This window comes from Enhydrobacter sp. (genome assembly GCA_025808875.1).
Lineage (GTDB): Bacteria > Pseudomonadota > Alphaproteobacteria > Reyranellales > Reyranellaceae > Reyranella.
Map to the genome: position 1 here is coordinate 2887815 of CP075528.1, position 12096 is coordinate 2899910.

11 protein-coding genes and 1 pseudogene are annotated in these 12096 nt (G+C 68.8%); 3 read left to right on the forward strand and 9 right to left on the reverse strand.

The features are described 5' to 3' along the window. Positions 1 to 4: 4 nt before the first annotated feature. The 6 genes and pseudogenes from KIT25_14340 to KIT25_14365 form a co-directional block, all read right to left on the reverse strand. The gene (locus KIT25_14340) at positions 5 to 775 is read right to left on the reverse strand and encodes a serine/threonine protein phosphatase (protein ID UYN93240.1); all 771 of its coding nucleotides are present in this window, start codon (positions 773 to 775) and stop codon (positions 5 to 7) included. A gap of 40 nt (positions 776 to 815) precedes the next feature. Continuing rightward, positions 816 to 3275 carry a polysaccharide biosynthesis tyrosine autokinase gene (locus tag KIT25_14345; GenBank protein UYN93241.1) on the reverse strand — a complete coding sequence of 820 codons (2460 nt, stop codon included), beginning with the start codon at positions 3273 to 3275 and terminating at the stop codon, positions 816 to 818. A 94-nt stretch (positions 3276 to 3369) separates the two neighbouring features. Then, a complete protein-coding gene (locus tag KIT25_14350; protein UYN93242.1) occupies positions 3370 to 3978 on the reverse strand; it encodes a polysaccharide export protein in 609 nt (202 codons plus the stop codon). Between the two features lie 49 nt (positions 3979 to 4027). Then, on the reverse strand, positions 4028 to 5587 hold the full coding sequence (locus KIT25_14355) for an outer membrane beta-barrel protein (GenBank protein ID UYN93243.1): 1560 nt from the start codon (positions 5585 to 5587) through the stop codon (positions 4028 to 4030). A 103-nt stretch (positions 5588 to 5690) separates the two neighbouring features. Next, positions 5691 to 5903 (reverse strand): annotated as a pseudogene (locus KIT25_14360) (hypothetical protein). Between the two features lie 152 nt (positions 5904 to 6055). Then, on the reverse strand, positions 6056 to 6433 hold the full coding sequence (locus KIT25_14365) for a hypothetical protein (protein UYN93244.1): 378 nt from the start codon (positions 6431 to 6433) through the stop codon (positions 6056 to 6058). Here KIT25_14365 and KIT25_14370 point away from each other — a divergent pair. After that, on the forward strand, positions 6417 to 6971 hold the full coding sequence (locus KIT25_14370; GenBank protein ID UYN93245.1) for a hypothetical protein: 555 nt from the start codon (positions 6417 to 6419) through the stop codon (positions 6969 to 6971). The genes KIT25_14365 and KIT25_14370 overlap by 17 nt on opposite strands. An 8-nt stretch (positions 6972 to 6979) precedes the next feature. Here the strand turns inward: KIT25_14370 and KIT25_14375 are convergent, their stop codons facing one another. Together KIT25_14375 and KIT25_14380 are read right to left on the reverse strand one after the other, a co-directional pair. Continuing rightward, positions 6980 to 8134, reverse strand: coding sequence for a hypothetical protein (locus tag KIT25_14375; GenBank protein UYN93246.1), 1155 nt, complete (start codon positions 8132 to 8134; stop codon positions 6980 to 6982). Beyond that, a complete protein-coding gene (locus tag KIT25_14380; GenBank protein UYN93247.1) occupies positions 8131 to 9318 on the reverse strand; it encodes a glycosyltransferase in 1188 nt (395 codons plus the stop codon). The genes KIT25_14375 and KIT25_14380 overlap by 4 nt, the downstream gene beginning before the upstream one ends. Before the next feature lie 69 nt (positions 9319 to 9387). Here KIT25_14380 and KIT25_14385 point away from each other — a divergent pair, with 69 nt between their 5' ends. Both KIT25_14385 and KIT25_14390 read left to right on the forward strand, forming a co-directional pair. Next, positions 9388 to 10455 (forward strand): PIG-L family deacetylase, encoded by a 1068-nt coding sequence (locus KIT25_14385; protein UYN93248.1) that lies wholly within the window; start codon positions 9388 to 9390, stop codon positions 10453 to 10455. Beyond that, positions 10452 to 11099 carry a methyltransferase domain-containing protein gene (locus KIT25_14390; GenBank protein ID UYN93249.1) on the forward strand — a complete coding sequence of 216 codons (648 nt, stop codon included), beginning with the start codon at positions 10452 to 10454 and terminating at the stop codon, positions 11097 to 11099. The genes KIT25_14385 and KIT25_14390 overlap by 4 nt, the downstream gene beginning before the upstream one ends. Here the strand turns inward: KIT25_14390 and KIT25_14395 are convergent. Then, entirely contained in the window at positions 11096 to 12085 is a 990-nt protein-coding gene (locus tag KIT25_14395) for a glycosyltransferase (GenBank protein UYN93250.1), read from the reverse strand. The two genes, KIT25_14390 and KIT25_14395, sit on opposite strands and share 4 nt — an antisense overlap. Positions 12086 to 12096 lie beyond the last annotated feature (11 nt).

The window sequence follows — 12096 nt, forward strand, 5'->3', positions numbered from 1 at the left end:
CGGGTCAGGCGTCCAGCGTGCAAATGAAGCGGCGCCCGGTGCCGCGCAGCGCGAGCGCCGTCAGACGGCCGCTGACGAACGCGCCGGTGTCGAGGTTGATGCGGTGGCTGCGATCCTGAGGCAAATCGACGATCGTATGGCCATGGACGACGACGCGGTCGGGCAGCGGCACCCGCACGCGCAGGAAGTCGTCGCGGATCCACAGCAGGTCGGTCGGCGATTGCCTGTCGAGCGGCACACCGGGCCGCACGCCGGCATGCACGAAGAGATAATCGCCCTCGTCGTGGCGGAGCATGCAGCCGCGCAGGAAGGCCTCGTGCGTCCGTGGAACCGCAGCGGCGAGCGCGCGGCGCAGCTCGGTGACGGCGGCCAGCGTGTTGGGCAACGCCCTCAGCGGCACCTCGTAGGACAGCAGCGTCTCGAGCCCGCCGTAGGACAGCCAGTCGAGCCCGTCGCTGCGGCCGTCGAGGAAATCGAGCATCGCCTCCTCGTGATTGCCGAGCAGGCGGATGGTAGCGAAGCCGGGCAGCGGATCGGCAAGCAGCCGCTCCACCACGCCGCGGCTCGCGGGGCCGCGGTCGATGTAGTCGCCGAGGAAGACGAGAACCCTCTCGCGGTCGCCCGAATGGCGCGCCGCATCCTCGCCGATCCGCCGCAGCAGATCGTCGAGCAGATCGAGCCGGCCATGGATATCGCCCACGGCATATACCGCCCGGCCATCGGCAACCTTGCCGGGCCGGGCCGCCGTGCCGCGCCCAAACCAACGTCCAAACATGCCCAACCAGACTACACGCGCCCCGCCGGGGGCGCGCTGCCTACTTCACGACCCGCGGCACGATGCGCTTCAGCTTGTCGAGGCCGCTCATGCCGCCAATGCCGCCGCCTTCGCCGGCGTCGCCGCCTGTCCTGCTGCTGCCGGTGCCGCCGGAGGGCGACGTGGCCGTCGACGCACCGTAGTAGCCCTGGTAGCGCGAGTAGTAGTCGCCGTAGTCGCCGTACTCGTACATGGCATGCTTGGCGAGGTTGACCTTGTTGATGACGATGCCGACCCGGTCGGTGACGTTGCGCAGCGCGGCGACGGCCGAGGTGACGACGTCGCGCGCGGTCTTGGCCCAGTGCACGACGAAGATCGTGTAGTCGGCGAGCTGCGAGATGATGCGCGCATCGGACACCGCCATCACCGGCGGGCTATCGAGGATCACCAGGTCGTAGCGCTCGGCGAAGGTGGCGAGCGCCGCCTTCATCGCGTGCGATTCGAGCACTTCCGGGGCATTCGGCGTGTCGGGCCGGGCGCAGATGTAGTCGACGCCGGACAGGTCGTGGCGGCGCACGCACTGGTCGAGCGTCTTGGTACCCATCAGGTACTCGTCGATGGTGCCGCCGCGATCCTTGACGCCGAACGCCACGGCGAGGTTGGCGCGCCGGAGGTCGAGGTCGACCAGCAGCACGCGCCGCGAGGCGTTCATCTTGGTGAGCAGGCCGCCCAGCGCCGCGGCGAAGGTCGTCTTGCCCTCGCCCGGCGTGGACGACGTCACGGCGAGCACGCGCGGCGGACGGTCGAGGTTGCTGAGGCTGATCGCGGTGAACACCGCGCGCATCGCCTCGGCCGCCGACGACGTCGTCTTGTCGAGCACGGTGCTGACGATCGAGGCGCGCTGTCCCATCGCGCCGCGCACCAGCGGGATCATGCCGAGCACGGCCACGCCGGTCGCCTTCTCGACCTGCGAGGCCGAGCGGAACACGCGGTCGAGCTTCTCGGCCGCGATCGAGCCGGCGACGCCGAGCAGGCAGCCGATGATGAAGGCGGCGAACAGGCCGGTCTTGTAGTTCGGCGAGCTCGGCACGCCCGACGGCCAGGCATAGGCCAGGATGCGCGCGTCGGCGCGCTGGATGTCCTGCTGCTCGCGCAGCTCCTTGAAGCGGTTCAGGAAGCTCTCGTAGAGCGCGCGGTTCGACTGCGCCTCGCGCTCGAGCTGCTTGAGCTCGGCCTCGTACTGGCTGGTCGCACCCGACAGGACCGAGGCGCGCTCGACCTGGGTCCTGAGCTCCTCCTCTTCGGCCTTGGCGGCGTCGAGCTCTGCACGAATCGCGAGCGTGATGCTCTGGGTCTGCGTCTGGAAGCGGCTGCGCACCGACGTGAGCTCGGCGTTGGCCTGCTGGACCTTGGGATGATTGGGTCCGAACTGGGTCGAGTACTCCGACAGCTTGCGCGTCAGCTCCTGTTCCTGGGTGCGCAGACTGGTCAGCGAGGCGTTCATCGCCACCTCGGAGATGTTGGCGAGCTCGTTGGGGTTCAGGCTCGCCTTGGCGAGCGCGACCAGACGGCCCTCCTTCTCGATGCGGCGGGTCTTGGCGGAAATGTACTTGGCGTTGAGCTCGGCGAGCGTCTGGGTCGAGACGGCCGCCTCCGGACTGCCCGACAGGCCCTTGTCGCGGCGGTAGGTGGCCACGGCCTCTTCCGCGACCTGCAGGTTGCGGCGCAACTCGGCCAGGCGCTCCTCGAGCCATTCCGTGGCGCGCCGGTTGGCCTCGTTCTTGTTGTCGACCTGGTCGGCCAGATAGACCTCCGCCATGGCATTGGCGATGCGCGCCGACATGGCGCCATCCGGGCTTTCCACCGTGATGACGATGACGAAGCTGCGGCCGAGCAGCGACACGCTGAGGCCGCCCGACACCGCGCCGATGGCGGCGCGCCGGTTGGGATCGTTGTCGTCGCCGCGCTGCGGACGCGCGGGCGCCGCCTGTTGCGGCTGCGGTGGCGCCTCAGGCGATGGTGCGAGGATCGAGGCGATGCCCGAGTGCCAGATCTCGCGAATCGGCGCGAGCGTGGTGTCGAGGAAGCCCGGCGGACGGCTGCCGTTGAAATCCGGGTTGGAAGCAAGCCCGAGCCGGTCCACGACCCGGCCGATCAGGAACTCCGACTGGATGACCTCGAGTTCGCTCTGGATCGCGCCGAGGTTGAGCGTGTCGACGCCCGACAGCGCCGACTCGGTGTTCACCACCTTGAAGGTGCGGGTGTCGAGCATGATACGCGACGACGCCTTGTAGAGCGGCGTGGCTTGGGCGATGATCAGTGCCATCAGGGCGACGGCGACGAGGCCTGAGCTGACGATCAGCGCCTTGCGCCGGTTGAGGAGCCGCAGCCATTCCCACAGCTCGTTGGTCGCGCTCTCCGGCGGCGCGATGCCGGGAGGCGCGTTGGGGTCGAGCATGCCGGGCAGGCGGTTGCCGCCGGAATCGTCGCCAATACGGTTTACCCTAGGCAGAAGGCTCATCACACACCATCCCGCGGCCGCATTGGCCGCCGTTTCCCTGCACTACGTGCCACCGGATCCCACCATCCGCCGGCAGTGTCATTGATCCAGCTCACTAGAAGTACCGCTCCGGCACCCGGACGACATCGCCCGGTTCGACTAGAGTGTCCTCCGTCACGTACTCTTCCTCGGCGAAATTCGAAAAGAAGCGGCGAATCGTGATGCGCGCGCGCGACGCGCGCCTCGTGTAGCCGCCTGCCACCGCCACCGCCTGCACGACCCGCAGGCAGGACAGGTATTGAAACGAACCCGGCCGGCTGACCTCGCCGATGATGAAGAACGGCCGGTAGCTCACCAGTTCGACGCTGATGCGCGGATCGGTCAGGAAGCCCGCCGAGAGATAGCGGCTCTTGAGCTGCTCCTCGAGATCGGCGGTCGTCGACCCGGTGACCGACATGTTGCCCAGCATGCGCGCATTGATCGTGCCGGCCGAATTGACCTCGTAGTCCCCGGAGAACTGCGGATCGGACAGCACCACGACCCTGATCTTGTCGCCCGAGCCGAGCTTGTACTCGGTCTGCTGCTGCTTGCACTCGCGATCCGGCGCGTTCGTCGGACCGACCTGAGGCGGCACGCCGACCTGGGGCACCGTCTCCGGCGCCAGGGGCAGTGCGTAGATGCCCGTGGTCGTCCGATCCGAGCAGCCGGCCAGGAAAACCGCCACGGCAGCCGCCAAGGCCCGGGAAAAGAAAACGCGCGCGTTCACCACGACATCACCGCTTGCCCACCAACCGGAGAAACACGACCCGCCGATCATAGGCCGGCCCGCCCACGTTGTCCGTCGACGTGCCCTTGGTGTACTCGAACACTGGGCCGATCTGGAACTCCGGGCGGAAGGAATAAAGAACGCCGAGCTGCCCACGATAGATTCGGTCGGTGCGAGGCTGTGTGACTGTTGCGTCGACGGGATTGTATTCGGCGTTGTTGACCGAGAACCCGCCGATGGCCGTCCAGGCGTCGTGGATGACGTAGGTGAAGTCGAGGCCGAGCACCGTGCTGACGATGTTCTTGTAGGTGCTCAGCGCCGATTCCGTGATCGACCGCGAGATGTTCGGCCGCAAGGTCAGGGGGGCATATCCGGTCCAGTTGCCCGACAGGCCGAAGGTGTAATCGGACGTCGGCCCGGTGATGTAGTTTTGGGTCTGGTAGCCCAGGTTGCCTTCGATCGAACTGGTCGCCGTGAACTTCTGGGTGAAGCCCACCCCCATGTTGAAGCCGTCGGAGTTGCGCTCCTGCCCGGCGACATTGAAGAAGTTGGTGTAGCGGCGCTGGTTGATCGCCGGCTGGATGAAGATGGCGAAATCGTCGGTGATCTCGTAGCCGAGGCGGATCCTCTCCTCGTACTCGATGCGGTCGCGGCTCGAGGCCGGCAGGCCGCCGGAGACCAGGTTGCTGAAGTCGTGATGCCAGTAGCGCGTCGCCGAGGCACTCGCCTCGTAGAAGAAGCGGTTGAAGCGCTGGTAGAGGCCGATCCGGACGGGAATGATGTCGACCACGGTCGGCGCCGACACCGCCGTCGTGTTGGGGGTGCCCAGCGGTTCGGTCTGGCGCCGGTAGCCCACCGAAACCGGCACGTAGAAATCCTGCTGGATCTCGAGCTTGGCGTCCACGCGGGCCGTGTAGTTCTGGTAGTTCTGCGACGGCGCGTTGGCATAGAAGCCGAACCCGCCGTTGAGCACGCCGCGCAGTTCGTGATTGAGCCACTGCGACCTGAGCTCGAGGCTCGGCAGGATGGACGTGTAGAGCGAGCCGACCGTGCCCTGCGAGGCGTTCTGCGCGAACACGTTGCTGTCGGAACCGACATTCACCTCGATCTGCGGGAAGAGGCGGAACGACCCCAGCGTGACGCCGAGGTCGTCGCGCGGCGCGCCGCCGCCGCCGAACGGCGTTTGCACCGACGTGGCGATCGAACTGGCGACCGACGACGAGATGCTCGACTGCACGCTCGGCGTGATCCCGATCGGACCGAAACCGCCGATGACGCTGCCGGCGCGGGCACCGGTCGGCGTCGTCTGCTGATCCGGAGTCGCGGCGTCCCGCCGGCCGGGCGTCTCGTCCCGGGTCAGGGTCGAAGGCGGCGCCGGCGCCGCGCCTCCCGGCGGAATGACGGTCGCCGGCGTCGCGGCCCCGCCGTCCGTACCGGCGGCGGCCCCGGCCGCCGCCGGCGGGGCCTGGGCCATCTGAACCTGAGCCGACGCCGCGGCGCAGGACAGCAGGATCCAACCAAGCAGCGGCGTCCAGACGAGATGGGAGCGATTCGCGCTAATCCACATGGGCGCCGCTTGCCATCCCGGCAATGGTCCTATCGTCGGTTGGAAAAAGCACTGCACGGCAAAGAGTCGGTTACGTGCAGCTCGCGTTGAAGCACGTCGGCGCCGGTGGACTAATCGGCGGCGGCGGCGGCGGACCGGGAGGTTCCGGCGTTCCACCGCACGTCACGCAAACCGGTTGCACCGGGGGCTCGGGCGCCGGCGGAGGAGCGGGCGGCGGCGGCGTGACGATCGGCGGCAGCGGCGGTGCAGGCGGCGGCGGCGGCGCGGGCGGCGGCGGCGTCAACAGACTCACCGGCGGTGGCGGCGGCGGTGGCGGCGCATTGAACGCCGTCAAGACCGGACCACTCGTGATGGCGGAGTTTCCCGTGATCAACGGCGGGGCGCCCTGCAAGGGACCCGCGCCGACCAGCGGGCCGGCACCCTGGAGCGGACCGGCGCCCAGCAACGGGCCCGCGCCCTGCAATGGACCTACACCGAGAAGTGGGCCGGCACCCTGAAGCGGGCCGGCGCCTTGTAGCGGCCCAGCGCCCTGAAGCGGACCGGCACCCTGAAGCGGACCGGCGCCCTGCAACGGGCCGGCACCCTGCAGCGGGCCACCACCCGGAGCCGGGCCGGCACCGCCCGCAGGCGCTGCCCCGAATTGCGGACCGGCACCACCGGGCGCACCGCCCTGAAGCGGACCGGCGCCCTGGATGACACCGCCACCCTGAGCAGGACCGGCACCTGGCAGGCCGCCTCCCGGCGCACCACCACCCGCACCGAACTGCTGCGGGCCGGCACCGCCCGGGTTGCCGCCCTGAAGCGGGCCTGCGCCACCGGGCGCGCCGCCTTGCAATGGGCCGGCACCCTGCAAGGCACCGCCACCGGGCGCGCCGCCTGGAGCGCCACCGGGTGCGCCGCCCGCGCCGAATTGCTGCGGGCCCGCACCGCCGGGATTGCCACCCTGCGGGCCGGCTCCTTCTCCGGGATTGCCGCCCTGAAGCGGGCCTGCGCCCCCCGGATTGCCGCCCTGCAATGGACCGGCGCCCTGGAACGGGCCGCCTTGTCCCTGCTGCGGTCCAGCACCCTGCTGTTGACCTTGGCCTTGCTGATTCTGCTGGTTCTGCTGTTGACCAGGCAGCCCCTGGGCGAGCGCGGCGCCACCGAACCAGATCACGCTGGCGGCGATTACACCCTGCGCTCGAAGTGCAATTTTATTCATAAGTTCCACCCAGTCCCCGGATCGTCCGGCTCACGAACCAAACCTGCAATCTCGAAATCTCGCGACTCGGCCAAAAGCGGACTCCCGCTCAGTCCCACCCGAATCTGCACGCAAAATACCCAAACCCGGAAAGGATTCCAAGCTGTGTTTGGGGGGCAAACGCGCACAAATGTTTCTGCATAGACAGGCGCTTAGCCCAAGTTTCGGCGCAATTTGTCAGCTTCGTCGGCCATCGCCTCCAGCGCCGCCGCAAATCCGGGCGCGTTGCCGCAATCGACCCGCCAATAGGCCGCGCGACCCTCTCGCGCCAGCAGATCGACGTCCGATTCGGCGCTGCCGACGAACAGAATCGGTCGTTTCGAGGCGACGCACGCATAGATCTTCGACGGCATCACGAAGCCGACGAAGCCATCCTTGAGCGTGACGAGATGAGCGTCGGGGGCGACCAGCAATCCGGGCAGCCGCTCGAGCGGCACCGGCGCGGATCGGTGGAACGGCAATCCCATCGCGGCGAACCGGTCGGTCAGCTCGGCCGCCCCCGCCCCCGTCGCACTCAGCCACAGACGCACGCGGCCTGAACCTTGCCGATGGTGCAGGCGATAGCCTTCGGCGACCGTCTCCACTTCATGGGCGACGCCGTAATTGCCCGAGTAGAGCAGCACGCAGGATCCCGCGAGGTCCGACGGCAACGGCTCGGGAAGCTGCCCTGCCTCGAACGTCACGGGCGAGCCATCGCGCACCAGCACGATGCGCTCCTCGGGAATGCCCGTCGCGCGCAGGCGCCTTAACTGGTCGAGCCCGAGGACTTCGAAACGATCGACGCGGCGTCGCCAGAAGTTGGTCAACGCCAGCAGCATCGACAGCAACCTGGACGGGTGGTCGCGTGCGGCGATCAGGCACTCGGGATGGAAATCGGTGATGCGATAGACCAACCGCCCCTTCAGCAAGAGCTTGAGCGGCGCCAGCAGGTGAATGAGGAAGGGCGGCGATCCCGTGAAGAGAATGCCGTCGGCGGCACGCAGCTGGCCGAAACCCGCCGCGACCAGACGCAGATTGGTCCAGATCGTCCACAGCAGGCGCACGACGAGGGAACGCCGCGGCACTTCGCTCGCCTGAAGACGGATCTCGGTGAGGAGACCTTCTCCTATGGGTTGAGCCCGGGTTACGCTCGGCGCGGTCGACAGCCCGATCAGAGTCACGTCGTGCCCCTGTCGCGCCAGGGCCTCCGCCCGCATCTGCATGTACTGCCCGACAGCACCGAAATCGGGTGGCAGCCAGTCGGCCATGATGACGATCCGACGTTCCGTCGCCCGGTCGAACGGACTGTTCGCCAACAGGTCGCTCATGCGGCCGCCGCAATTCGCGATCGAGGCGCCAACGCCGAGCGATAGAGTTCCTCCATGCGCGCGGCAACGGCGGCCCAGCCGTAGTGCGCCATGACATGGGCCCTGCCCGTCTCGCCCATCGTCCTGCTCCTGTCCGGGTCGGCGAGGAGTTCGGCGAGACCGCGGGCGACGGCCTGCGGCGACGGATCGACGACCACGCCCGCCCCGACCTCGCGCACGATCTCGGACATGCCGACATCGGGCGTGACCAGCACGGGCAGTCCGCGGCGCATCGCCTCGAAGGCGGCAAGGCCGAAATTCTCCGACAGCGAGGTCATGGCGAAAAGGCGCGCCGCACCGAACAGCGCCTCCTTGTCGTCGCCCGCGACGTGGCGGGCGAGGATGGTGACGCGCGCCGACACGCCGAGGCGTGCGGCCTCGGTGGCGAGGTAGGCGGCGTGCCCATCGGCGTCGTCGCCGGCGATCACCACGCGCGCCCGCGGCACCAGGGGCAGCGCGGCCAAGAGCCGGTCCAACCCCTTCTCCCAGCTGATGCGCCCGAGCGCCAGCACGGCGGGCTCGCCTGCCAGGGCGGCGACGATATCCGGTGACAGCGGCTCCGACGAACGCGGCGGCGGATCGTCGACGCCGTGCGGTATGGTGAAGACCGGCGGCAGCGACCAGCCGAACGTGGCGAGATGCTGCGCCTCGACGGCGGACGTCGTGTGGATGGCGGCGGCCCGTTCGAGATTGGGGCGGTCGGCCCATTCGATCCAGGCCCGCTTGATCCAGCGATTCTTCCGGCGGATCAGTTCCGGCACCAGCATGCCGCGCGGCGACACGACGTAGGGCACGCCGTGCGCGCGGGCGACGCGGGCGGCCATCCACGGCGGCCACAGGAACACCGAGTGCAGGTGAACGAGATCGACCTGCGCGGCTTCCTTGACGACGGCCGCGCGGAGCGGCGGCGACCAGTAGAGGCGGCGCAGCACGCGACTGGGAAAGTAGCTTACCTGGACGCCCTCGACATCGACCGCGCGGCTGAGCGGCACGTCGCTGTCGCCCTCGCCATCGACATTGGTCGTCAAGACCCGGACGTCGTGGCCTCGCTCGACGAGCGCGCGGCACAGGGCATGGACGGTGCGGATCGGTCCGCCATATCGAACGGCGGGCAGGTAGGTGGGGACGACGTGGAGAAGGCGCAAATGAAACGGCCCGAGGGCTTGCAGTTCGTCGAACTCCCATAGCATAGGTGACCCGGTCAGGGGCGACGAATGAAAATCCGCATCTACTTCAGGCCGTGGATCGTCGCGGCGATGCTGGGCGGCGTCACGGCGCTGTTCTGGATGGCCGCGGCTGCGGCCAGCGGGTGGTTGTGGTTCGTCGTCCTGGCCCTGGCCCTGCTCTACTCCGTGCTGTTCGCCGCCGGCCTCTACGCCCTGGCGCGCATCCCGGCGCTCGAACGCTGGGCCGACTGGGACCATCCCGCCCGTCTTCTCATCCTCGCGCCGCACGAGGATGACTGCGCGATCTCCGCCGGCGGCGTCGCCCTGCGCAATCGACGGCTGGGCGGCGCGACGCGCGTCGTCTATCTCGCACCCGACGAACTGCCCGGCATGGCGGAACGCCGGGCCGCGGAGGCACGCGCGGCGTGGCGCGACGCGGACGTCGCCGCCGACGCGCTCCTGCATCTCGACCTGCTGCCGCGGCTGCGCCAGCGCGATCCCGCCAAGCTGCACGCGGCGGTCGCGCGCCTGCGCTCGATCATCGACGAGTTCGAGCCGACGGTGGTCGTCGTGCCGATGTTCGAGGGCGGACACGTGCATCACGACCAGCTCGTCGGCTTGCTCGATCGGGTCGTCACCGAGCACGACCGGTTCGAGGTCCTCGAGGCACCGGAATACAGCCCCTACGTGTCGCTCCATTTCACGCCCCACCGCGCCATCGCGTTGCTCGCGCGCTGGCTGTTCGGCGTCGTTGTCTATCACGGTCCCGCCGACGGCATGGACGGGCGCAGGGTGCGCAAGTACCGCCTCGCCCCCGACGAGATCGCCGGCAAGAAGCGCATGCTGGCCGCGTTCGTCAGCCAGAACGGCGCCTGGCTTGCGGCCACGCGCGGCTATCCCGACCGCCTCGTGCCCTGGCAGCGCCGCGCCGACCGGCGACAGCCGTTCGCGCTTCGCGGCTCCTACCTCGCCGTCGCCTGGGCGTGCCGCCGTTTCCTGCCGCGGCGGCTGGCCGCGCTCCTGGTGCCGGCCGACGACGGCACGATCGGGCGCGAGGGGCGGGTCACCGACTGGCGCGAGGAATGGACCCACGCGCCATCGGATCCGCTCCGATGAGCACGGGGGGCGGCGTTCTCGCGCGCCTCGGCCATGCGCTCAACCGGGCGCTGCCCGGTCTGCGGAGCCTTCTGCCCAAGCCGGTGAAGCGCTGGATCCTCCTGCGGGTGCTGGAGGTCAACCGCGACTACGAATCCTTCGCCGATCTCGCCAGCCGCCGCTTCCTCGAGCACGACGTGCTGCCGTGGCTGCGCGAGACCTGCCCGCGGATCCTGTTCGTCGGCACGGGGCCCTACACAGTTCACTACGAGAAGCTGTTCGCCCGCACGCCGCACCAGTACGTCACCATCGATTCCGATCCCGCCGTGGCTGTCTGGGGCGCACGCGACCACATCGTGGCGCAAGTGCAGGAGATCGGCCGTCACCGGCCGGACGGCCACTTCGACGCGGTCGTTCTGAACGGCGTGTTCGGCTTCGGGGTCGACGATCCGCCGACCATGCGCGCCGTCGCGGCAGCGCTGCATGCCGCGCTGCGCCCCGGCGGTCGGCTGGTGCTGGGCTGGAATTCGGACGTGCACGCCGCACCCGAGGAACTCGGCGTCCTCGACGAACACTTCGCGCCCGATCGCGATTCGCCGTGGGGCTTTCGCCGGACGTTCCCCGGCGAGTTTCACGTCAACGACTTCTACGTGCGGCGCGCCTAGGAATACTTGTCGAACAGCGCGACATAGGCCGCCGCGCTCTCCTCGAGGGTCAGGTGGTTGTCGAGGATCATCTGACGCGGCGAGAACCGTCCCGACGAGATGCCGGTCCAGAAATCCTCGAAGGCCGGTTGGAAGTCCTTCATGCTGGTGAACTTCACCCCGCACCTGTCGTCCCAGTAGGGCACCGACGTCACCGGTCCGTAGCGCACGCCGCGCAACAGGTATTCGAGCGTCTGCCAGTCGCCGCCGGGATCCCAGGCGAGCACCGGGACATCGGCGGCGAGCATCTGTTCGACGGCGATGCCCTGCGTCTCGTGGCGACTGAGGTAGATCATGCCCCGTGCCCGCCTGCTCAGACGATGGAACTGCTCCTCCAGATAGAAGCCGTAGCGCAGATGCTCGATCGTGAGGCCCCGTCGCCGCAGCTCGTCGAGCAGCGGATCGATCAACGTATCCTCGACCTCCGGGCGGTCGCGGATGATCTTGTCGTAAACGATGATGTCGAGGTCCTTGTTCGCCGCCGGCGCCGGCTGCCAGCGCTCGACGTCGATGCCCGCGGGCCAGACCGTGACCAGGCCGGGCCATACCTCCGAGAACATGCGTTGCACCCAGGCGCTCGGGACGAGCACCTGCCGGATGTTGTGGCGGATCGGCAGGTGCTCGTCGTCGATCGGGTGATTGTAGATGGACGATCCGAACAGCAGCGGCGTCTGCCGGTCGAAGTTCTTCAGTATATGCGGCTTGCCGATCAGCCCGACGAGCCCACCGGGATCGGCATGCACGTGGCGATAGTCGTTGACGACATAGGGAACGCCGATCCGGTCGAGGCCCGCCATGAGATGGAGGAACACCCGCATGGGGCCGCCCGGCTGCCACGGGCCGCGCACGATCCGGCGGACCAGGCGTCGCGGATAGCGGTCGCCCGGCAACCATCGGTCCGGGTCGGGCTCATCGTAGAACAGCGGGAGCGGGCGTCGACTGCTCAACCGTCAGATCC

Coding starts and splice junctions, on each gene's coding strand:
- KIT25_14340 (UYN93240.1), bottom strand. CDS start 775: ATGTTTGGACGTTGGTTTGGGCGCGGCACGGCGGCCCGGCCCGGCAAG.
- KIT25_14345 (UYN93241.1), bottom strand. CDS start 3,275: ATGAGCCTTCTGCCTAGGGTAAACCGTATTGGCGACGATTCCGGCGGC.
- KIT25_14355 (UYN93243.1), bottom strand. CDS start 5,587: ATGTGGATTAGCGCGAATCGCTCCCATCTCGTCTGGACGCCGCTGCTT.
- KIT25_14375 (UYN93246.1), bottom strand. CDS start 8,134: ATGAGCGACCTGTTGGCGAACAGTCCGTTCGACCGGGCGACGGAACGT.
- KIT25_14385 (UYN93248.1), top strand. CDS start 9,388: ATGAAAATCCGCATCTACTTCAGGCCGTGGATCGTCGCGGCGATGCTG.
- KIT25_14390 (UYN93249.1), top strand. CDS start 10,452: ATGAGCACGGGGGGCGGCGTTCTCGCGCGCCTCGGCCATGCGCTCAAC.